The organism is Caproiciproducens galactitolivorans (assembly GCF_026672255.1).
Classification (GTDB): domain Bacteria; phylum Bacillota; class Clostridia; order Oscillospirales; family Acutalibacteraceae; genus Caproiciproducens; species Caproiciproducens galactitolivorans_A.
This window is the reverse complement of sequence record NZ_JAPOHA010000004.1, coordinates 144,865-166,776: the sequence shown is the minus strand read 5'-3', so window position 1 is coordinate 166,776 and position 21,912 is coordinate 144,865. Positions and strand designations below refer to the sequence as shown.

Below are 21,912 nucleotides of genomic sequence, written 5' to 3'. Positions count from 1 at the left end.
TGCTTTCAGGCTTCTTTTTTATCCTGCGGATTGCGTACAGCGATCTTACGGATAAAAAAGAAGCCTGTTTCTATAGGATGATAAGCTGCAAGCATCAGCCGTTGTTTATTCCGTTCGGTTCCAGAAAAGCCGAAATGAAATTCGCGCCCGCGTAAGCGGCGATCAGGAATTGAACGGTCAGGAAATTCCGCGCAATCAGGGGCGGAAAAAGCGGGGCGATCAGCGGAAACGGCAGCAGAGCCACAAGAAGGCAGAAAGCCGCTATGACAAGGAAAAAAGGCTTCCATATCCGGCGAAACCGGAATTTGCCGACCATGTTCAGAAGAATTCCCAAAACGAAACTGAGCGCCATTGCCTCAATCAGGGAATAGGGATTTCCCGTGAGGCGGATATAATTTTGATAGGCTTTTTCTTTCCATTCGAGGAACAGGAACAGAATCAGCAGAAAGCCGACGATATCAAACAGCGCCTTTTTAAGCCGCAGCGACATGGTGGATTCCCCTTTCAATTGAGTGGAGTAGAAATTCATTTTATCATTCCTGTTTTAACAGAGTACTTCGTTTCTTCTTACAAACCAACCAAAGGTTAATTGTTCATCAGCCACCAGATTTTTTGTTCGGATACGGTATAGCGTAATTTCTGATGCAGGCGCAGGGAGGCCGTATTGAACGTCTCAATCTGGGAAAACGGAATCTGTCCTCTTTCGAGAAAAGAGTTGGTAAGGTAGACCGCCAGCGTCACCGCAAGCCCCCTGCGGCGGTACGGCGGCAGAACCTCCAGAAAACCGATCGAACCCTCGTCGTGCACGCCGATGAACCCGGCCAGGTTTCCTTCTTCAAACGCCCCGAACAGATTCCCCGTTTGCAGGCGGTTTCGGATATACTTCTCGTCATCCGCGTGCGTGTAATTCTCCATAATAAAGGGCAGAAAAGATTCGTCCAGCGGCCGGATTTCCGCGGGATATTCCGCTTTCAGAGGCTCCTTTTCAAGGTAAGCCGCCTGATGACAGACAATTTTTCGCGGATACCGGTATTTTTCAGCGACCGCCCGCGCGCAGTGGCTTTGGTGCGCGTTGAAAAGATCGGCGTTTCCCGCAAAAGACAGCAGATGCCGGGCGGCTTCTCTGTCCCGTGCGCTGATAAAATATGCGCCGCTTTTCAGGAGCAGAACGCCTTTTTCGGAAGCATGGAGGATTTCCGCGCCGCCTCTGCGGATGTTTTCCATCATATCCATATGCAGAAGGGGTTCCTTTAATAAATATTCCATCGCGGTTTCTTTTATTGCTTTCAATTTTATCATCCTTTTTTCCGGGTACGGCCGAAGCTGCCGGTCTTTTTAAACGTCTTGTTTCAGCCAGTAAAAATGATTCCCCTTGTAATCCAGAATCCCGTCGGATTTCATGTGCGAAAGCTCACGGCACAGGGCGCTCCGGTCCACGCAGAGATAATCGGCCAGCTCGTTCCGGTTCAGCGGAATAATAAATTCGCTGGAACCGCTTCGCTCCATCCGATCGTAAAAATAGGCTTCCAAGCGGCTCCGGATGGTTTTGTAGGCGATAAACTCCATTTTCCGGCTCAGTATGGCGGTTTTCTCCGCCATAATCCGCAGAAGGTTCATAATGAGCTGCTGATGAAACGGGCAGGCGTTTTGGCATGTGTGGACAATCCGTTCCACGTGCACAAGCAGTACGTCGCATTTTCCCAGCGCGACAACGGAAACCGGCAGAACGTTTTCCCCCATGCAGGCGTAAACTTCGCCGAACAGATCGCCGGTTTTGAGCGTGCCGACAATCATCGCGTCCCCCTGCCGGTTTTCTTTCGTGATCTGCGCTTCGCCGGAAAGCAGAATGCCCACAGCGGGCTCTGTCCGGCCGGCCATACAGATATATTCGCCTTTCTGGAAGCTCTGCTTTCGCGCTCCAAGGCATTTCAGCATATTGGGGATGTCGGCTTCCTGCATATTTGCAAACAGCTTATTCCCTTTTAAAACGTCCGTATCGATAATGAAAATTCCCTCTTTTCTGTTTTTGTTGCATCCGCAACGGAAATCTGCTTAAAAGTATAGTACACTAAGGCCAGAAAGTAAAGGAAAATTCGAAAAAAGACGGAAACAGAGGTGTTTTTTATGATACGCAAGATTATTCATATTGACGAGGAAAAGTGTAACGGCTGCGGCCTTTGCGCCAATGCCTGCAAGGAAGCGGCCATTGCGATGGTAGGCGGGAAAGCGAAGCTGATCCGCGACGATTACTGCGACGGTTTGGGAAACTGCCTGCCGGTCTGCCCGACGGGAGCCATCACCTTTGAAGAAAGGGAAGCGGCGGAGTATGACGAGGAATCCGTGAAGAAGCATCAGAAAGCGATGCAGCAGAAAACCCCGTGCCACGCGGGCGGATGCCCCGGTTCCCGTTCAAAAACCATTCGGCGCGAAGCGGCGCCCGCGGAGGAAAAGGCTCCGGCGAACATACAAAGCCAGTTGATGCAGTGGCCAGTGCAGATCAAGCTGCTTCCGGTGAAAGCGCCGTTTTACGAGAATGCGAACCTGCTGGTTGCGGCGGACTGCACGGCTTACGCTTACGGCGATTTCCATAACCGTTTTATCAAAAACCGGATTGCTTTAATCGGCTGCCCGAAGCTGGACGAGGGAAACTACGCCGACAAGCTGACGGAAATCTTCAGGAACAACGAGATTAAAAGCGTTACGGTGGTGCGGATGGAGGTTCCTTGCTGCGGCGGCATTGTGAACGCGGTAAAAAGCGCGCTGATGAACTGCGGCAAGCTGATTCCTTGGCAGATTGTCACCATATCCACCGACGGAGAAATTTTAGAAGAAGCGTAAAATAAGCAAAGCCATATCCTCCCCTTCCCGTTCCAATTTGCGGGAAAGGGATACAAAAGGATATGTTAAACATTCAAATATAGAATCAGGAGGAATAAAAATGTCCAATATGTTTTGTTTTCAGTGTGAGCAAACGGCCGGATGCACTGGCTGTACCGGAAAAGCGGGGGTCTGCGGCAAGCAGGCGGCAACCGCCAATTTGCAGGATGAGCTGACCGGGGCGCTGATCGGCCTTGCGCGTGCGGTGTCGGGAGAGGAACCCACCGCTTCCACCAACCGTGTGATGCTGGAAGGCATGTTCACCACCATAACCAATGTAAATTTCGATGACGAGGCCGTGCGCCGTCAGATTCAGGCTGTCCACAGGGAGAAGAACGCGCTGGTTCCCGGCTGCGGCTGCTGTTCTTCACACTGTTCCCGTACCGACGATTACGACATGAAGCAGTTGTGGGAAGATAACGAAGATATCCGTTCCCTGAAATCCCTCATTCTGTTCGGCATGCGCGGGATGGCGGCTTACGCGTTTCACGCGCTGATGCTGGGCTATACCGATGAAGAAGTGAACCGTTTCTTCTACAAGGGCCTGTTTGCCATCGGCGAGGACTGGGGCATGGATGAGCTCCTGCCCCTTGTAATGGAAACCGGAACGGTCAACCTCAAATGCATGGAACTGCTGGATAAGGCCAATACGGAAACCTACGGCACGCCGGTTCCCACCACGGTTCCGCTTACGATTGAGAAAGGCCCGTTCATTGTGGTCAGCGGCCACGATCTGCACGATCTGTATCTGCTTCTGGAGCAGACCAAAGGGAAGGGCGTCAATATTTACACCCACGGCGAAATGCTTCCCGCCCACGCTTATCCGAAGCTGAAAGCCTATCCCCAGCTGAAAGGCAATTTCGGTACCGCGTGGCAGAACCAGCAGAAGGAATTCCAGAATATCCCCGCCCCCGTGCTGTTTACCACCAACTGCCTGATGCCGGTAAAAGAAAGCTACCGCGACCGCGTCTTTACCACCGAAGTGGTGGAGTACCCGGAAATGGTACATATCGATGATAAGAAGGATTTCACTCCGGTCATCGAGAAGGCGCTGGAGCTGGGCGGCTACGAAAACGATCACCCCATGACGGGTATCAACGGCGGCACACAGGTAACCACCGGCTTCGGCCACGGGACGGTGCTGTCCGTTGCGGATAAGGTTGTGGAAGCGGTGAAGAGCGGAGCAATCAAGCACTTCTTCCTTGTCGGCGGCTGTGACGGCGCGAAGCCCGGCCGCAATTACTACACGGAATTCGTGCAGAAAGCGCCGAAGGACAGCGTCATTCTTACCCTTGCCTGCGGAAAATACCGCTTCAACGACTTGGACCTTGGAGAAATCGGCGGCCTGCCGCGCCTGATGGATATGGGACAGTGCAACGACGCGTACAGCGCCATCCGTGTTGCCGTTGCCCTTGCGGAAGCCTTCCAGTGCGGCGTAAACGAACTGCCGCTGACAATGGTTCTTTCCTGGTACGAGCAGAAAGCGGTCTGCATTTTGCTGACGCTGCTGTCGCTCGGAATCAAAAATATCTATCTCGGGCCAACCCTGCCCGCGTTCATTTCCCCGAATATACTGAACTACCTTGTGGAAAACTTCCAGATCTCCCCGATTTCCACACCGGAAGAAGATCTCAAAAAAATCCTTTCCAAATAAATAGTTGCAAACAAGAAGCACCGCCCGATTTGGACGGTGCTTCTTGTTGCGGATAAAACGATTCTTAGGATACGCCGTTCGATTCTCTGTAATCGAAAGTGTTTTCTTTCGCACAGTAAACCGCGATGGCCTTCGCCAGAAATTCCGCTGTGCCGCTGCCGTATTGGTCGATGTTTTTCCGGAAGCGTTCATCGGCCGTGTACATTTGGCCAAGACCTGCAAGGATTTCTTTCGTGCAGGCATAGAATTTTGCGGAAATAAAATCCTGCCAGCGTTTTACCAGCTCCTGTGCCTCTGCGCAGTCCGCCGGTTTTTCCCGGACTTCGGAGAAAGCTTTCAGAATCGCGCCGCTTTCCGCTTCGATTTTCTGCCAGTCCTCTTTTTTGTAATTGGCGGCTTTCTTTTCGCTTTCGCGGTATGCGTCGGTAGTTCCCCAGCGCTTTTTGGCTTCCTCGGCATATTTCTTTTTTGTGTTTTCAATTTCCGTTGTGTCAAATTCCTGAAAACTCATCGTTGTTTCTCCCTTCATGATCTTGTCTGTCAGATCAATTAAATGATTCAGACGGTCACGCTTTTTCGTAAGAAGGTCTTTATGATTTTTTAACGCTTTCGATGGGTCGAACGAACGGCTGGATAAAATTTTCCGGATTTCGTCCAAAGGGAAGCCCAGTTCCCGGAAAAACAGAATCTGCTGCAGCTTGACCAGCGCACTTTCATCATAAATGCGATAGCCGGATTCCGTTGTTTCCGTTGGTTTGAGCAGGCCGATTTCGTCATAATAGTGCAGCGTGCGCACGGTTACGCCCGTCAGCTTTGCCACTTCATTGATCTTCAATTTTTGGTACCCCCCGTTTTGTTTTTTGCGGGTCATCGGCAGGAGTGTGTTTACGCCTTTGATTTTCCCTCTTTCCTTACCGTCTGAGTATACCATACACTATGACGTTACGTCAGAGTCAACAGGAATTTTTAAAATTGATAGAAAAAGTACCGTCCGCAGACGGTACTCATGGGTTCATCAGCGATTGGTTTCCTTCTTTTCGGTTCTCCCGAGAAGATAATCGACACTGACCTGATAAAAATCTGCGAGAGCGCATAAAACATGCGGGGGAATCATCCTTTGGCCGGATTCATAGTATGCGTAGGTCCTTTGGGATACATTAACAACGGCGCCGACTTTTGCCTGCGTCAGATCGTGATCTTCTCTGAGGTTGCGGATTCGTGTATATACCTGCATTTTTATCACCGAGAAAATTATAACTTAGAACAGATTATTCTATATTATGATTTTTTAAGGATAATGTTTTAAAATAGCATTCGAGGTGATAAAATGGTGGATTATAAAGAAATGTATACGATTTTGTTTAATAAGGTTACCGATATTATAGAAGACCTTCAACAGGTTCAGTGCAAAACAGAGGAGATGTACATACAAAGCCGGGAAGCGGAAATTGTACAAATGAAACAGGAATTGGACATGGTAAAAAAGCAATCTTTAAAGTGAAAAAGGGGGGCGTATTACCGCCTCCTTTTTATTTGCCGCATAAAAGAACGCTGTTCAAGGGAAAGATCATAGCAAACGGTATTGATTTTCCTGAAATTACTATTTATTATAATATCATAAGTTAGAAACTGCAATCAGGAGGTATGGAAATGAATGCAATTTTAGAGAGAAGAAGTATCCGCAGGTATACGGGCGAAAAAGTCAGCGACGCGTTGGTCGAAGACCTGCTGCGGGCGGCGATGGCGGCCCCCTCCGGCGGGAATGAACAGCCGTGGGAGTTTGTTGTTGTACGCGATCAGGAGCTGCGTGAAAAGATTACGAAGATTCATCCTTATTCCCAGATGCTGCCGGGTGCGGCCGCGGCAATTCTCGTCTGCGGGGATGTTTCGAGGGAGAAATTCAAAGGGCTTTGGGTGCAGGACTGCGCCGCGGCCACCGAAAATATCCTGATTACGGCGCAGGAAAAGGGCCTTGGCGCGGTTTGGCTGGGTGTTTACCCGGAAAAAGACCGGATGGACGGCCTGAAAGAGCTGCTGGGCCTGCCCGACACCGTCTATCCGTTTTCCATCGTGTCGGTGGGATACCCCGCCGAGCACAAAGAACCGGCCGGCCGCTTCGACAAAGCGAGAATCCATCACGACAAATGGTAATTTTTATGGAATATTATACAGCTTGTTGATCGAAAAACACGGATTGAAACGCCCTCAAATCGTAAGCGTGATTTGGGGGCGTTTTTATGGTATGGTTTGTTTTTCCGGAAGAAATGCGCGCGGAAATCCTCTCTAGCCTTAGTGAATCGAAGCGGAAATATTGCCTGCTGAACCCATCATACAATCCATTTTTCCGGAATATAACAATTTTTCATCCCAGCGCTTTCATAAATCCTGCCGAAATAAACAAACTCCACAAAAAAGCGAAAAATATTTTGGCAATCTATTACTTGTCGTATAACGTTATAGTATGATATAGTATGTTACAGTAACATATGAAGAAAGCGGTGGATTTTATGCGAACTGAAAGAGAAGAGTTTCTGGTGTTGCTGTCGAAGAATATTTTTACAGCGACGGGAGAAAAGCCGTTGGATGGATTCCTTGTGGTAAAAGGAAACCGGATTTTCGCGATTGGCCCGCGAAGCGAATCAGAAGTCTGGGTTCAGAAGGCAAGGCACGTGATTGACCTTGGCAGAAGGGTTGTTACCCCGGGTTTTGTGGACAATCACACCTTTTTTACAGGCTATGTTCTGCGCAGTATCGGAATTGACTTTACGGGAATCCGCTCGGATGTGGAAGGAATCGCCGCCATTCAGAAATATCGGGAAAACCGGCCTGCCGATAAGCCCGTTTTCGGCCATTGCTGGGAACCCGCCGATTTTCAGTACAGCGGGGAAGATTTGCTCAGCAAAGAATTCCCGGATTTACCGGTCGTGATCTTTACCTTCGACCGCGATACCTGCTGGATGAATCAGGCGGCGCGCGATCAATACGGATTTACGCCCGAAGAATGCTACGCCGAAAAAATTTACCGCATGATGCCCGAATATTTGAATGAAGAGGGCATTGAGCAGAAGTATCTGGATTACATACAGATGCTGAACGAACGCGGCGTAACCGCCATTAAGGAAATGAGCTTCGACACGTACTACGGCTTTACGGACGTAATGGAGCGTCTGGAAAAAGAAGACCGCCTGAACATGCGCGTGGCCTTTATGTCACAGCCGGTCGGGGAGGGAATCAATCTCGCCCACGGCGAAGCGATGCGGGAAAAATTCAAGGGCGATTTTGTCCGCTTTGAAGGCTTTAACCGCATGACCGACCGCGGAATCGCCCGCTTTTTGGGCGAGCTGATCGAGCCCTACGCCTCCAAGCCGGAAACGACCTGCCTTGTTCCTGTGGAGTGGGAGCTGATCGAAAAGGAAACGCTGGAAGCGGACCGGCACGGTTTCCGCTATTCCCTGCACTGCCAGGGCGACGGGGCCGTCCGCCATACGGTCGATCTTTATGAAAAATGTGAAAAAGTAAACGGCAGGCTGAAAAACCGCCATGCCATTACCGATTTGGAATACTCGAATCCCGCCGATCTGGAGCGTATGGGCAGGCTGGGCGTTATCGCGGAGGTTTATCCGCAGATTCAATCGCTGGATAAGAAGCAGGACATTCTGGACATGATTGCAACCCAGCTAGGCGGAGACCGCGGCAAAAACTACTGGAACCGCCGTAAAATGTGGGACAGCGGGGTCTGCGTAACCTGCGGTACGGACCTTCCGCTCCTGATTCCGGATATCCCGGAATCCATTTACTGCGCGGTGGGCGGCTATTTCAAGGACGGGGAAAGCTTTAACCGGCAGAATATGCTCACGGTGCAGGAAATCCTTACCGCATGGACAATAAACGGGCAGTACAATTGCTATAACGAAGACCGCCTTGGCACGCTGGAGGTTGGAAAGCTGGCGGATATCGCCGTACTGGACGCGGATGTTTTCCACACGCCTGTTGAAAAAATCCGTGATGCAAAGGTTTGCCTTACCATTTCGGACGGACGGATTGTGCACAACACATTAAGGTAAAGGGGGATTTATCGTGGCTCATTTAAAAAGAAAACAGGTTACGGGTATGAATGCCCATTATGTCTATTACCCGCTGGACTATTTTCTGAAAGTACAGCAGAATGCAGGTTTTCAAACAATCGAGCTGCTTGGAGCCGCTCCGCACTTTTTAATGGATTATACCGGATTTGAGGATACCGGAGAAATCCGCAAAAAGGTGGAAGATCATGGCCTGAAAATCGTGGCTTTTACTCCGGAATGTGCGGCATATCACTTTCTTCTGTGCTCGCCCGATCCGGCATTTCATAAACGAAGCATGGAATATTTTAAGCAGGGAATCAAAGCGGCCGGCGAACTGGGGGCAGAAATCATGCCGATCAGCTGCCTGGGAGGCACCTGGGATGAAGACCCGAAGGCTACTTATGAGCGCGCGGTAAAAAGCCTTGCCGAGCTTGGCCCCGTGGCCGCTGAAAACGGCGTGACCCTCGCTGTGGAGACGGCATGCCCCGAACAGGCGAGAATCATCAACACGCTGTCGGAACTGGAACGTCTTTATAAAGATGTCAATCATCCCGGGGTAAAGGTTGCGCTGGATACGGCTGCGATGGGGGTTGCCGGGGAGACGCCCCGCCAGTGGTTTGAAACGTTCGGCAAAGAGATTGTACACTGCCACTTTACGGATGGGCGGCCCTACGGGCATCTTGTCTGGGGAGACGGATTATATCCTTTGGACCGGTATATTCAGGTGCTCAATGACTTCCATTACGAGGGATACCTCAGCCAGAAAATTACGGACGGCCACTATTTGGATGACCCCGAGGCGGCGGATCTTCGTAATTTCAGGGCTTTTGAACCCTATTTTGTAGATTGAGAAAGAAGGTAACTGGTTTGGCAACGATTCGGCGTGAACAGGTAGCGGGTATGAATATCCACTATATCAACTATTCCCTTGATTATTTTCTGGACGCCCAGCAGCGCGCCGGCTTTAAAACGATTGAGCTTTGGTGTGCCGCGCCGCATTTCTGGCTGGATCATATGACGTATTCCGATACAAAGGCGGTCGGCAAAAAGATAAAGGACCGCGGCCTGACCGTGCAGGTGCTTACCCCCGAAAACTGCACCTATCCCTATCAGTTTGCCGCGAAGGAGCCTGCCCACAGGGAACGGAGCTTCCGCTATTTCGCAAACGGAATCCGCGTGGCCGCGGAACTGGGGTGCAGGTATATGGAGGTCAATTCCGGCTGGGGCTATTGGAATGAGGATAAGGAAGAAGCGTGGAAGCGCTCGCGGGAGATGCTGCGCCGCTTATCGGACATTGCCGCGCGGGAGGACATTACGCTGGTTATGGAATCCATACGGCCGGAGGAATCCCAGCTTGTTATCAATCTTGAAAGCGCGAAGCGGATGTTCGGCGAGGTAAACCATCCGAACTTTAAAGTGATGGTGGATACCTGCGCCATGGGCGTGGCGGGGGAAACGCTGGAGGATTGGTTCAAGGTGTTCGGCGGCGACATCCGGCATATGCATTTTATCGACGGCGAACCCTATGGGCACCTGATCTGGGGTGACGGGAAGCACCACCTCGGAAAATTCATTCAAACCCTGAATGATTACCATTACGAGGGGTATCTCGGGCAGGAAATTACCGACGGCCGGTACTACGCGGATCCCGCCGGACACGATTTACGCAACATGCGAAATTTTGAAAGGTATATGGATTAATTTCTGTTTCCATATAACAATATTTTTGGAGGAAATAAAATGAACGCAAAGAATGTAATAACAGACGTATTAAAGGAGAAGGGCCGGATAAAACAGGTGTATTGGGTTGCCTGCGGCGGCTCCTTAATCGACTTATATCCCGCGCACTATATGATGAACGCCGAATCTTCCACGATTGAGTCCGGCTGGTATACCAGCAAGGAATTCATCATTGCCGCTCCCAAAAAGCTTGGCAAAGACAGCCTTGTCATTGCCTGCTCGCACTCCGGCAATACGAAGGAAACGGTAGATGCCTCCCATTTGGCAAAAGAGCGAGGCGCGGCCGTAATCACCTTAACGGACAAGGCCGGTTCTGCCTGCGATCATCCGGAGTTCATTTCCTGGGTATACCCATGGGGCGAAGGCGTTTCGGTAAGCGAAACGCCGGGCTGCATTACGCTTGCGCTGGCAAGTGAACTGCTCGCCGCGCAGGAGGGCTTTGCAAACCACGGGAAGATGATGGACGCTGTTTCCAGGATGGACGAGATTATCAAAGGCGCTGTTGCCAAGGTGAACAGCGGAATGACGCGGGAATTTGCGGAAAAATACGGGGAGGAGCCTTTCTTCTATATTTTAGGCAGCGGCACCGCTTTCTCCCAGGCCTACGGGTTTTCCATCTGCTCTCTCATGGAAATGCAGTGGAAAAACTGCGCGTACCTCCACTCCGGCGAATATTTCCACGGCCCGTTTGAGTGCACGGAAAAAGGCGTGTTCTATTTCCTTCAGAAATCCGCCGGAAAATGCCGCGTAATGGATCAGCGCGCCGAAGACTTCCTGAAAACCCATACGGATAAGCTCATGGTTCTGGATGCGCTGGAGCTGGGAATGGATAAAATTGACCCGGATGTTGTGGACTACTTCAATCCGATTCTGTTCTACGCCATGAACTGCGAATTCCGCGAGGCTTTGGCAAAGAAGCATAACCATCCGGTGGAAACGCGCCGCTACATGGGCGTTGTTGCTTACTAAGTTTTATAGGATAAAAAATCTGCCTGCGGAATTTGCCGCGCGAAATCCGCAGGCAGTTACAAAAGATTATAGAACGCGCGGAGAAAAGGTGGACAAATGGCGGAGTATAAGGTAAAAGTTCTCGGTTTTGGCGACAACGTCGTCGACAAATATGAGCATATTAAAACAATGTATCCCGGCGGAAACGCCGTGAATTTCGCGGTTTACGCGAAAATGTTCGGCGCCGAGCGGAGCGCCTATATGGGCTATTTCGGCGACGATAAAGAAGCGGAGCATGTCATCGAATCCCTTCGGCAGGAAGGAATCGAAACGATGAAATGCAAACAGCTCGTGGGCGAAAACGGCTGTGCCCGCGCTACCGTTATTAACAACGACCGCGTCTTTCTGGGTTCAAACGAAGGCGGAATCCGCGGCGAAACCCTGTACGTGCTCGACCGCTTCGATTTGGAATATATGAAACAATTCGACTTGGTGCACAGCGGAAATTACTGCTTTACCGAGCGCCAGCTTCCAAAAATCAAAGAGGCGGGAATCCCGATCTCCTTTGACTTTTCGGATGACTCCACGCCCGAATATTATGAGCAGGTTGCCCCGCTGGTGGATTATGCGTTTATGTCGTGCAGTGAAATGCCCGAAAGCGCCATTGAGGAGCACCTGAAAAAGGTGACCGGCTACGGCGTGAAAATTGCGGTTGCCAGCCGCGGGGCCGAAGGCTGCATTGCCTTTGACGGCAGCCGCTTCTATAAGCAGCGCGCGCTGCCCGTGGAGAAGATGGTGGACACCATGGGCGCGGGCGACAGCCTGCTCACCTCCTTCCTTGTCAGCTATATGGAAAAGGTAAAGGAAGAAAAAGCCGACCAGAATGCGATAGCGGAATGCCTGGAAAAAGCCGCGGGGTTCGCTTCCAAGGTCTGCGGGATGGCCGGAGCCTGGGGCCACGGGAAAATCTACGAATAAAATTCGGAATGAAGGGTAAAATGGTTTTCCATTTTACCCTTTTCTAAAAAGGGAGGAGTAATGTCATGGTAAAGGTTACCGGTGTCGGTTTTTGCTGCGCGGATGTCTATGAAAAACTGAATAAATTCTATCCGACCGGAAACGGGGTGGACTGGGGTGTGCACCTGAGCAGGATGGGGATTCCGGTTTCCATCGTCAGTGTTGTCGGTACGGATCAGTATGGAACACGGATGAAAGAGGCCCTGCAAAAAGAAGGCATAGACGTTTCCCATTTAAGGACGGAACCGGGAGACACCTGTAAAATGATGATGGAACTGAAAAACGGTACCGATCGCGTCCATCTTCAGGAAATTGAAGGCGTCATGGCAAATTATTCTTTAACCGATGAAGAAATCGAATTTATCAAAGGCCATGATTACATGCACACCGATTTATTCGGAAAAATTTTAGACCATTTACCGGAATTCCACCAGGCGGGCGTGAAAGTTGTAATGGATTTTTCCACCTTTTCAGCGGACCCGGAATACCGTTGTGAAGAGATTTTCCCCTATGTGGACTATGTGTTCCTCTCTTATGAGCAGGACGATGCGTATATTGAAAACTGGATTCGGAAAATACAAAGCTATGGGCCTGAAATCGTAACCGCGACTTTAGGAGAGAATGGAAGCATCAGCTGGGACGGTAAGCATCTTTACCGTTATGGAATTGTGCCCGCGAAAGTGGTGAATACCGTGGGAGCGGGCGACAGTTATATCGCAGGGTACACCTACGGGATTATCTACGGCTGGGACATTCCGGAATGCATGAAAAAAGGCGCGGAGGTTTCGTCAAAAGTCGTTGCACAGTTTGAACCGTATTAAAGAAACGAGGGAATAAAAATGCTGATTGATATGCATATTCACCCCATATTTTACGATATCATCTGCGAAAATGAAAAGGAGCTTGGCTTTCGCAAAGATACATTCGGCGTGTGGAAGCAAGGCCCGATGCGCTTCGACGAGTTGTTTGCCGAAATGGAGGCCGGCTCGGTGGATAAAGCCGCGCTGCTCCCATTGGATTTAACGACCACAGCGGGGGGATGGGTTGTTAATAACGATCAGATTGCGAAAATTGTATCGGTCCACCCGGAACGGTTTATTGGTTTTGCCAGTGTGGACCCGCACAGGGAAGATGCGCTGGAGGTTTTGGATTATGCTTTTGGAACCTTAAAGCTCGAGGGCCTGAAGCTTCATCCCGCCAAGCAAAAATTCTATCCTACTGATGCGTTTATGGAGCCGATTTATCAGAAATGTATCGAGTACAATAAACCGATCCTCTTTCACGCAGGCTTGTCCTGGGAACCCAACACCCCCACAAAATACTGCCACCCGGTCGCGTTCGAAGAAGTAGCGATAAACCATCCGGATCTGCGTATTTGCCTCGCCCATTTTGCCTGGCCGTGGGTACGCGAGATGGTTATGCTGATGATCAAATATCCGAATATCTATACGGATACGTCCGTACTGTATTTGGATTCTCCGGAAGAATCGATTGCGCGGGTGTTTACGGTGGATATGGGGCCGCTCTGGTTTGAACGCAGCTTCTATAAGCAAGTGCTGTTTGCATCCAATGGCCCCCGGTTCCGCGCATTTAAGATTAAACGTGCGCTGGACAAAATACCCATGCGTGATTATGCGAGGGAAGCGCTTTACAGCGGAAACGCAATCCGGTTTTTGAAGGGGGAAGCATAATGGTGGTACTTGAAACGATTCAAACAATGAGCCATAAAGTGGAAGAATTTATTAACATCACCGGGCAGGTTCATCGGATTGTGGAAAACAGCGGGGTAAAAAACGGGATGGTGGCGGTGATCACCGCCCATACGACGACCGGAATCATGGTTAATGAAGGGCTTCCCTGCGTGGAAGTGGATATTGCCGACACGCTCAGCAAAATTGTTCCGCTGGAAGCGCCTTACGCGCATGCGCATTTTCTGCCCAGTTACGGAGCGACCGGCAATAATTCTACCGGCCATATCAAGAGTATGTTCAGCGGGAATCATTGCCTTTTTCCGGTGATTGATGGTACAATAGTCTGCGGAGGCGCGCAGGATATTTATCTTGTGGAATTCGACGGCCCTCAGGCACGCCGCATTTTTGTAGAGGTTATGGGAGAATAAGCCTTTCTTAAAAAGTACGAAATACATGGAGTGAATTCGGTGAAAACAATTCTTTGCTTCGGCGATTCCAATACCTACGGTTATATTCCCGGCTCCGGCGAACGCTATCCCCGCGATGTGCGCTGGCCGGGCAGGCTTCAAAAGCTGCTGGGAGAAGGCTATTATGTGGTGGAGGAAGGGCTGAACGGCCGCACCACCGCTTTCGGCGACGATATTGAACCCTACCGCAAGGGGCTGGATTATATCCTTCCCTGCGTAATGAGCCATTCCCCTGTCGATTTAATCATCATCATGCTGGGCACCAACGATATAAAAGAGCGCTACCACGTATGCGCGGAGGAAATCGGCTACGGGATGGAAGAAGTAGTGATGAAAATCACGGGGTATTTCCAGTTCCGCGAGCAGAAGCCGCAGATTATGATCGTCGCGCCGGTTCCCATCGGGGAAACCGATTCGGTGGAGTTTACTGCGCAGTCGATCGAAAAAAGCCGCAGGCTTGCGCCGATTTATCAGGAGCTTGCGGAGCGGTTCGGCTGTCATTTCCTGGATGCGGCCGACTATGTAAAAGGCCTCGGCTGCGATAAAATCCATTACGATCCGCAGCATCATGCGGCGCTTTGCGAAGGAATCGGGAACAGGGTGAAAGAAATTTTAAAATAACCGAAACACTGTTCGCACAGTCGACAAAAGGCCGGCACCCTCCGAAAAGGGGTGCCGGCCTTTTGCCGTTTTAAGAAAGGACGGACAAACAGGAGTGTATTCGTTCAGCGGGGAACCTTTTTGCCGGATTTGTATTCGGAAAGCGTCTGAACCCGTTTTCCTTCCGCCTGAAATTCAGCCAGCATTTTCTGCTTCAGCAGGGCGCTTGCCGTTTCTTCCCGGTCTTCCCCCCAGTCAAGAAGCGGGGGAATCGCCTTTTCACTGAAAAATCTTTGCATGAATTTGCGCGCCAGAACCAGCAGAATCCGGATCAGGGCGGCGGTCGCAACCAGAAAGGACAGAATCCCCCAGATATTTGAAAACCCGTTCTGGGCTACTTTAAACCAGAGAAGCTCGAGGAACAGATACAGGCCCAGCCCCGAAAAGTCGCGGCTCAGCTTCTTATTGATACAGCCCGCACAAACATAATCGCTGTAAAGGCTGTCGTCGAATGCAAAGCTGTGCGCAGGGTCCGGCTGTTCGGCGCGGGGAGTTCCCACATGGATGTCTCCTTTGTTTTGCGTTTCGTTTCCGCAAATCACACAATATCCCATTTTTATACCTCGTCGTTCTTCATCTGTGGACATTCTTCAATGAAATGGAGCTGTGCAAGCGCGTGGTAAACGCCTTCCTGCCGGATGGTTCCGGTAACCATGGCGGCAATATCCAAAAGCGCCTGGGGTGCGTTCCCCATGGCGACGGCTGTTCCCACGCTTTCGAACATGGTGCAGTCATTCAGGCTGTCTCCAAAGGCGACCGCATTCTGCGGCTGTGTATGATAATACCCGAGGATGCGGGTAATGGCCGAGCCTTTGTTGCAGCCTTTGCGGACGAGCTCGCAAAACGTCCCGTCCTCATGGGAGTAAAGGTCATAATACCGTTCTAAAAAGTCTTTTATGGGGTCAATCTGCGCGGGGTTCTGCATATGCAGGGTAAACTTCTCAATATTCTGCGCGATTCCGAGCTGTTCCAAGCGGCAGATGACCGGCATGGGGATGTGCCATCCCAGCGGCGTTTCCCCTTTTACAATATACATTTGCTTCGTGCCTTCCAAAACGCCGGAGATGTTGTGGGCGAGCATTCTGGACACGGTTTCCTTCAGCAAAGCGCGCGGGATGGTACTTTGGAACAGCGTTTTTTCTTCCAGGGTGATATTGGCGCCCGCTCCCGAAATAATCCCGTGAAAACCGATCGATGTAATCGCGGGATATACGTCGCACAGGGTCCGGCCGGTACAGATAAAGATACGGTGGCCCTTCAGGCGAAGCTGCCGCAAGGCATACTTTGTCAGTCTGGAGGGAGCGTTGTCGTTTTCAGCGATCGTACCGTCAATATCAAAAAATAAGTACTGTTTCGGAATCGGTATCACGCCCTTTGCGTTTTATAAAGTATGCATCAGGTCTTTTGTTGCGGCATACAGTCCGTCGAATATTTTGCGGTTCTTTTGATAAACCGCGTGGTTTTCCATATTCGGCTTGATTTCCATCGCCGGTTTCATCACCTTTTCCAGTTCGCCCCAGCTTTGATAGGCTCCCGCGGCCAGAGCGGCCATAAGGGCGTCGCCGTACGAAGCGCCGAAGGTGATGCTGGACGTGCAGACCGTTTTGCCGAGGATGTCCGCCACGACTTGCAGCCAGACCCGGTTTTGCGTTCCGCCGCCGACCGCCATAATCTTTTTGACGGGCAGATGGTTCTCTTCCAGAATATCAAAATGCTGCGCAATGGAGTAACCGATGCCTTCCAGCGCGGATTTGTAAAGATGCGACCGGGTATGGCTGAGATTGAGGCCGAAGAACATTCCCTTTGCAAACGGGTCGTTCAGGGGCGTTCTTTCCCCGGCGAAATAGGGCAGGGTAATCAGCCCGTCGCTGCCCGCGGGGATGGCTTCAATGTCCTTCACCATTGCGGCAAACGCATTCTCGCCGCCCGCCGCCTGCACCGCGGCCAGATCGAAATACAGGTTGTCGCGGAACCATTTTGTCAGGGTTCCCGCCGTATTGGTACCGGCGCAGACGCTGTACGTGTCCGGAATGATAAACGTACCCGGCCAGACCCTGCTGTCGTGGATAAGCTTGTCCGCAAGATAAACAAAATAGCAGGAGGAGCCGAGCTGAACCATGATATCGCCGGGCTGGAACACGCCGGTGCTGATCGCTTCGGCGCCGGAGTCCCCGGTGCCCACAAGGACGCTGGTACCCTCCTGAAGCCCGGTTTCCGCCGCCGCCTGCGCGGTGACGCCGCCGGCAATCTCGGTTGCCTTCATGACCTCCGCCAGCTGGGACGGTTTGCAGAACATGCCGCACATTTTTTCGTCTACGGAGTTGGTTTTCAAGTCATACAGCGGGGCGAAATCTTCCGCCAGATATTTATCAATGCAGTAACGCCCGGTCAGCTTCGCCGTGATATAGGACGACGCGGTCAGAAATTTATAGGTTTTCGTGTAAACCTCGAAAAGATTGTTTTTAATCCACAGGATTTTCGGGGCGATGTCGGAGGAACAAATGGGATGCCCAAAGACGGCTTCCGCGTCCTCTCCGTAGTACTCGTTCAGGTAATCCATTTCCTTGTGGCTCCGGGAATCGATCCCGTACAGAATCGCTTTACAGAGCGGCGTGCAGTTTTCGTCCACCGGAACGCAGTCGCACCCCAGCGCGCTGATGCCGAGGCAGGCGACCTTTGCGGGCGGAATCCCGGATTTCGCAAGCAGCGCGCGGCTTACGGCACAAACGTCGCCCCACCAGATTTTTTCCGCGTCATGCTCGAAAAAGTTCGGGCGCGGATTTTCAATATCGTGCGTTTTCGACTGGAACGCAACGACTTTACAGTCCGCATCAATCAGAACACCTTTCGTTTCATTGGTACCGACGTCAATTCCCATGAAAAATTGAGAGTTCATTTCTATCCTCTTTTCCATTATGACCCATTATAAATCTTTTCGGAATGCGTGTACTTTTTTCATGAATTCGGAAACGCGGTTTCCGTCGATTTTCCCGTCGAATTCCCCGTTTTCCTTAAATGTTGTGCCGACATAGGAGCCGTCCGCGATACGAAGGACGGATTCCACATTGCTGATGTTGCAGCCGGTTCCGCAGAACACCGGCGTTTCGCCCGCGGCGGCTTTTATCTGGGCGAGCAGGGATGTTTCCGGCCCGCTTCCCGCCATTCCTCCCGCCACCACAAGGCAGTCCGGCGCGCAGTTGAAAATCATGGTCTGTGTAATGCTCGAAAGGCTCCGGTCATTCAGATATACTTCGCCTTCGCCGTTAATAAAATACGTAAGGCGCAGATTATCGAGCCGGAGTGCGCTTTTTAACCGCATGGTTTCCCCGATGTCGCGGTCGACCACGCCAAGGTCGCCCACCCAGCCGCCGGTGAACATGCACCGGGTAAACTGCGCGTCGGTTGCGGCGCAGATTTCGATGGTGGCGTCCGGGTCGTAAATCGCCTCCACGCCGTAGGGGATTTTCAGGTCGTCCGCCAGCGCGCCGACCACGCGGCCCATTGCCGCCAAGGTAACGGCGGAAACTTTTTTCTGGTACGGCAGGCTGAATTCATTGGTAATCAGAACGCCGTCCACGCCGCCGTCCTGCAATGCCTTTAAATCCGCCTTTGCCCGCTTGATTACCTCGCCCATGGAGCTGCTGTTTATGTAAAACGAGGGGTCACCGGGTAATGCTCTTAAATGCAGCAGCCCGATAATCGGTTTTTCCGTGTGAAATAAATCCTTTATCCAGGACATTTTTGTACCTCCAACATCTTCAACAATATGACGTGCTAGAACGACATATGAAGGGCTAAGAAAATTGCCCATTCTGCACCGGGCAAAACGAGCATACGAACCAATTTCAACAATTTCATTCTACGATTACTCTTATAATATAGCATATGAATTCCCGGAATACAATCATTAAATTTGTATAATTTATAAATATAATTTAATCTATTGTAACGAATCCTGGAGAATCCAGCTATTTTTAAAGGAAATATTTCCATATTTGAATTAAAAATAGATTGTAAAGAACTAAAATATATATTATAATGAATATAAGTTGAATTAGGACGTTATTCTAGGAAAGTTATTGAGAGGATAAGTTTTATGGATCTTTCTTTAAATATAGAGTCACAAACTCCGCTGTATCAACAGCTAATGGAAGAAATTAAGAGGAAAATTGACATCGGGGAATTCCGGTACGGCGATAAGATTCCAAGCGAACCCGAATTTATGAATATCTACTCCATCAGCCGCATTACGGTGCGCAAGGCGGTGGAGGAGCTTGTTACGGAAGGCTACCTCGTGAAAAAACAGGGGAAGGGCACTTTCGTAAACAAGCCCAAGCTCAAGCGGAAAATCGAAAATGTTTTAAGCTTTAGAAACGCCTGCATTGCGTGCGGTATGAAGCCGGGGCATACCCTGATTGACCGGAAAATCATCAAGCCCGGCGTGGACGAAAAGGCCTTTTTAAACCACGGAAGCAACGACAAAATCATTTTTACGCAAAGAGTGCTGACGGCGGACGGCGACCCCATCATGCTGGAAAACAACTATTTTCCAATCAAGGGCTACGAATTTCTGCTCGAAGAAAAGCTGGACAGTTCGTTATATACCCTTCTGAACAAAAAAGGAATCTATCCCGCCGGTTCCGAAACCTGTACGCTGGAACTGGTGCGCGCTACCGCTTATACGGCCAAGCTGCTCCATGTTTCGCTCGGCGAGCCGCTTTTTTATATGATCGCGAACATCATGGACTCGAATAACCGCCCGGTACATATCGGCAGGCAGTATATTGTCGGCAGCCGGTATATCTTCAATCTTCCCTGATTTGTACAAAATAGAACCGCAGCATTCCCTGAAAAGTCATTCTTTTCCGGGAATGCTGTTTTTTTGTGCAAAAAAAACCTACCTGGGTTTCTTTCTCCTGAATTTCTGTTAAAACGATCTTTTATAAACGGACCGGATTCTCCCGTATAGAAAAGGGGAAACAGGCAAAAAATGAAAGAGATACAGGTTAATGATTCATATGGGACAAATAAAGTGACGGATATGACGAAAATGTGAACGAATTTTTTAATAAATCAACAAATCTGTTAAATCGGTCTTGACATTCCATGTGAAAATTGCTAATCTCTATATGACGATGTATTACGACATATGACATGCTAATACGATTACGACGTCGCTCGCACTCACAGAAAGCGGAACTGATTTTAAGGAGGAGAATTATGTCTACGGGAACTTCAGCTCTATTAAAAAAGAAAAAGTTCACACTGCCCCATGTTTACACCATTGCCTTTATGCTCATTGTTTTTGTTGCTATTCTCACATGGTTCGTGCCCAGCGGCGAATTTGACCGCAAAGAAGTTGAAACAGCGGCCGGCACCCGTTCGATTGCCATCGCCGGAACGTATCATACTGTTCCGAAGGTGGACGAGGACGGCACCGACCACCGCCAGGGAATCGCCGATATCCTTCAGGCGCCTACCAAGGGGATTCAGGCGGCTTCCGATGTTGTGGCGTTTGTCCTGCTGATCGGCGGCACCTTCCAGATCATCAACACAACGGGCGCGATTAACGCCGGTATGAAGCGCGTGGTAAAGAAGCTTCACGGAAAAGCAATTCTGATTATCCCGATTTCCATGCTTTTGTTCGGGCTTGGCGGTACGTCTTTCGGCATGTCCGAAGAAGCGCTTCCGTTCTATGCCATCTTTATGCCGATCATTATGGGCATGGGGTACGACTCCATGACGGCGTTTATGATCGTTTTCCTGGGGCCGCAGTTAGGATACTGCGCCTCCACAACGAACCCGTTCAACGTATTGATTGCGCAGGGAATCGCGGGGATCGCCGGCAATCCGCAGCTTGGATTCCGCTTTATCCAGTGGATTATTTTCATGGCGGTCGGTATCGTGTTCGTCATGTGGTATGCCAAGAAAGTCCAAAAGAACCCGGAAAGCTCCATCACGTATCGCGACGATATCGCAAAAAAAGAAGAATTCCTTGTGGATACACAGGAAGAAGAGAGTGAATTCACAGTACGGCAGAAGCTCGTTCTTCTTACCTTCACAATCGGCATGGGTCTCATTATTTTCGGCCTTGTAAAGTTCGGATGGTATATGGATGAGATCTCCATGGTCTTCCTTGGAATGGGACTGGCTGCCGGAATCATCGGCGGTCTGAAAGAAAAAGACATTGCGGATCAGTTTGTAATCGGTTTAAAGGATTTTGCTTATGCGGCCGTCATTATCGGCATTGCCCGCGGAATTCTTTACGTTGCGGAAAACGGCCTGATTATCGACACCATTCTGAACGGATTGGCAACTTCCCTGCAGGGTGTTCCGACCGTGATCTTCACGACCATGATGTACTTTGCACAGAGCCTGATCGCCCTGCTGATTCCTTCCTCCTCCGGCCAGGCTGCCCTTACCATTCCGGTTATGGCTCCTCTTACCAGACTGATGGGCGTGAACCCCGAAGCGTCGGTTACCTGCCTCCAGTATGCAAACCAGTGCATCAACACCATCAGCCCGACCGCCGGTATGACGGTTGCAGGTCTTGCGGTATGCAAAATTTCTTTCCAGCAGTGGTGGAAGACCTGCTGGAAGCTGTTCATCGTCATGACGGTTCTCGGCCTTACGTTTACGGCGATTTCCGGTATGCTTCCGGTCTGATCAAAAAGCAAACATAAGAACTTTGAAATACCCTATTACCTAAATTCAATTATGACGTTCCCCCCAATTTTCGATACAGGTTTTGCCCGGCGCCATATTTATGGCGCCGGTCGCATTTCCATCGGGAA

The 21,912-nt window shown here is 50.4% G+C and carries 24 protein-coding genes; 15 read left to right on the top strand and 9 right to left on the bottom strand.

Annotation, left to right across the window (positions count from 1 at the left end; genetic code table 11):
• Positions 1–94: 94 nt before the first annotated feature.
• From OUY18_RS05445 to OUY18_RS05435, 3 genes are read right to left on the bottom strand one after another with little or no spacing between them, the layout of a single operon-like run.
• Positions 95–529: a hypothetical protein gene (locus tag OUY18_RS05445; protein WP_268057721.1), complete on the bottom strand. Its 435-nt coding sequence runs from the start codon at positions 527–529 to the stop codon at positions 95–97.
• A 56-nt stretch (positions 530–585) separates the two neighbouring features.
• Positions 586–1,290, bottom strand: coding sequence for a GNAT family N-acetyltransferase (locus OUY18_RS05440; protein ID WP_268057720.1), 705 nt, complete (start codon positions 1,288–1,290; stop codon positions 586–588).
• A gap of 45 nt (positions 1,291–1,335) precedes the next feature.
• Positions 1,336–1,959: a Crp/Fnr family transcriptional regulator gene (locus OUY18_RS05435; RefSeq protein WP_268057719.1), complete on the bottom strand. Its 624-nt coding sequence runs from the start codon at positions 1,957–1,959 to the stop codon at positions 1,336–1,338.
• A 165-nt stretch (positions 1,960–2,124) separates the two neighbouring features.
• Between OUY18_RS05435 and OUY18_RS05430 the strand changes: the two genes are divergently transcribed.
• Together OUY18_RS05430 and hcp are read left to right on the top strand one after the other, a co-directional pair.
• Positions 2,125–2,838 carry an ATP-binding protein gene (locus tag OUY18_RS05430; protein WP_268057718.1) on the top strand — a complete coding sequence of 238 codons (714 nt, stop codon included), beginning with the start codon at positions 2,125–2,127 and terminating at the stop codon, positions 2,836–2,838.
• A 100-nt stretch (positions 2,839–2,938) separates the two neighbouring features.
• Entirely contained in the window at positions 2,939–4,531 is a 1,593-nt protein-coding gene (gene hcp / locus OUY18_RS05425; protein ID WP_268057717.1) for a hydroxylamine reductase, read from the top strand.
• A 64-nt stretch (positions 4,532–4,595) separates the two neighbouring features.
• Here the strand turns inward: hcp and OUY18_RS05420 are convergent, their stop codons facing one another.
• Complete coding sequence (locus tag OUY18_RS05420) at positions 4,596–5,366, bottom strand: MerR family transcriptional regulator (RefSeq protein WP_268057716.1); 771 nt, start codon at positions 5,364–5,366, stop codon at positions 4,596–4,598.
• A gap of 180 nt (positions 5,367–5,546) precedes the next feature.
• Complete coding sequence (locus OUY18_RS05415) at positions 5,547–5,765, bottom strand: helix-turn-helix domain-containing protein (RefSeq protein ID WP_268057715.1); 219 nt, start codon at positions 5,763–5,765, stop codon at positions 5,547–5,549.
• 93 nt (positions 5,766–5,858) lie between these two features.
• On the opposite strand from OUY18_RS05415, the gene OUY18_RS05410 reads away from it, so the two are divergent.
• The 11 genes from OUY18_RS05410 (at position 5,859) to OUY18_RS05360 (ending at position 15,079) form a co-directional block, all read left to right on the top strand.
• Positions 5,859–6,032: a hypothetical protein gene (locus OUY18_RS05410; protein ID WP_268057714.1), complete on the top strand. Its 174-nt coding sequence runs from the start codon at positions 5,859–5,861 to the stop codon at positions 6,030–6,032.
• A 149-nt stretch (positions 6,033–6,181) separates the two neighbouring features.
• On the top strand, positions 6,182–6,682 hold the full coding sequence (locus OUY18_RS05405; protein WP_268057713.1) for a nitroreductase family protein: 501 nt from the start codon (positions 6,182–6,184) through the stop codon (positions 6,680–6,682).
• A 356-nt stretch (positions 6,683–7,038) separates the two neighbouring features.
• Positions 7,039–8,595: an amidohydrolase gene (locus OUY18_RS05400; protein WP_268057712.1), complete on the top strand. Its 1,557-nt coding sequence runs from the start codon at positions 7,039–7,041 to the stop codon at positions 8,593–8,595.
• Positions 8,596–8,608: 13 nt separating this feature from the next.
• Positions 8,609–9,445 (top strand): sugar phosphate isomerase/epimerase family protein, encoded by an 837-nt coding sequence (locus OUY18_RS05395; protein ID WP_268057711.1) that lies wholly within the window; start codon positions 8,609–8,611, stop codon positions 9,443–9,445.
• Between the two features lie 17 nt (positions 9,446–9,462).
• Positions 9,463–10,296 carry a sugar phosphate isomerase/epimerase family protein gene (locus tag OUY18_RS05390; protein ID WP_268057710.1) on the top strand — a complete coding sequence of 278 codons (834 nt, stop codon included), beginning with the start codon at positions 9,463–9,465 and terminating at the stop codon, positions 10,294–10,296.
• A 39-nt stretch (positions 10,297–10,335) separates the two neighbouring features.
• Entirely contained in the window at positions 10,336–11,304 is a 969-nt protein-coding gene (locus OUY18_RS05385) for an SIS domain-containing protein (RefSeq protein ID WP_268057709.1), read from the top strand.
• A gap of 96 nt (positions 11,305–11,400) precedes the next feature.
• The gene (locus tag OUY18_RS05380) at positions 11,401–12,261 is read left to right on the top strand and encodes a PfkB family carbohydrate kinase (protein ID WP_268057708.1); all 861 of its coding nucleotides are present in this window, start codon (positions 11,401–11,403) and stop codon (positions 12,259–12,261) included.
• Between the two features lie 65 nt (positions 12,262–12,326).
• Positions 12,327–13,121: a fructoselysine 6-kinase gene (frlD, locus tag OUY18_RS05375; protein WP_268057707.1), complete on the top strand. Its 795-nt coding sequence runs from the start codon at positions 12,327–12,329 to the stop codon at positions 13,119–13,121.
• An 18-nt stretch (positions 13,122–13,139) separates the two neighbouring features.
• Positions 13,140–13,991 (top strand): amidohydrolase family protein, encoded by an 852-nt coding sequence (locus OUY18_RS05370; protein ID WP_268057706.1) that lies wholly within the window; start codon positions 13,140–13,142, stop codon positions 13,989–13,991.
• A complete protein-coding gene (locus OUY18_RS05365) occupies positions 13,991–14,419 on the top strand; it encodes a secondary thiamine-phosphate synthase enzyme YjbQ (RefSeq protein WP_268057705.1) in 429 nt (142 codons plus the stop codon). Before OUY18_RS05370 ends, OUY18_RS05365 begins: the two co-directional genes overlap by 1 nt.
• A 39-nt stretch (positions 14,420–14,458) precedes the next feature.
• Positions 14,459–15,079 carry an SGNH/GDSL hydrolase family protein gene (locus OUY18_RS05360; protein ID WP_268057704.1) on the top strand — a complete coding sequence of 207 codons (621 nt, stop codon included), beginning with the start codon at positions 14,459–14,461 and terminating at the stop codon, positions 15,077–15,079.
• A gap of 104 nt (positions 15,080–15,183) precedes the next feature.
• Here the strand turns inward: OUY18_RS05360 and OUY18_RS05355 are convergent, their stop codons facing one another.
• Genes OUY18_RS05355 through OUY18_RS05340 form a run of 4 tightly spaced genes read right to left on the bottom strand, consistent with a single transcriptional unit; the run spans position 15,184 to position 18,857 of the window.
• Positions 15,184–15,672: a hypothetical protein gene (locus tag OUY18_RS05355; RefSeq protein ID WP_268057703.1), complete on the bottom strand. Its 489-nt coding sequence runs from the start codon at positions 15,670–15,672 to the stop codon at positions 15,184–15,186.
• A gap of 2 nt (positions 15,673–15,674) precedes the next feature.
• Positions 15,675–16,487 carry an HAD family hydrolase gene (locus OUY18_RS05350; protein WP_268057702.1) on the bottom strand — a complete coding sequence of 271 codons (813 nt, stop codon included), beginning with the start codon at positions 16,485–16,487 and terminating at the stop codon, positions 15,675–15,677.
• A 12-nt stretch (positions 16,488–16,499) separates the two neighbouring features.
• Positions 16,500–18,014, bottom strand: coding sequence for an FGGY-family carbohydrate kinase (locus tag OUY18_RS05345; RefSeq protein ID WP_268057701.1), 1,515 nt, complete (start codon positions 18,012–18,014; stop codon positions 16,500–16,502).
• 27 nt (positions 18,015–18,041) lie between these two features.
• Positions 18,042–18,857, bottom strand: a complete 816-nt coding sequence (locus OUY18_RS05340) for a BtpA/SgcQ family protein (protein WP_268057700.1) — start codon at positions 18,855–18,857, stop codon at positions 18,042–18,044.
• A 357-nt stretch (positions 18,858–19,214) separates the two neighbouring features.
• Here OUY18_RS05340 and OUY18_RS05335 point away from each other — a divergent pair, with 357 nt between their 5' ends.
• Entirely contained in the window at positions 19,215–19,937 is a 723-nt protein-coding gene (locus OUY18_RS05335) for a GntR family transcriptional regulator (RefSeq protein WP_268057699.1), read from the top strand.
• Positions 19,938–20,338: 401 nt separating this feature from the next.
• On the top strand, positions 20,339–21,784 hold the full coding sequence (locus OUY18_RS05330) for a YfcC family protein (RefSeq protein WP_268057698.1): 1,446 nt from the start codon (positions 20,339–20,341) through the stop codon (positions 21,782–21,784).
• The last annotated feature ends 128 nt before the right edge of the window (positions 21,785–21,912 follow it).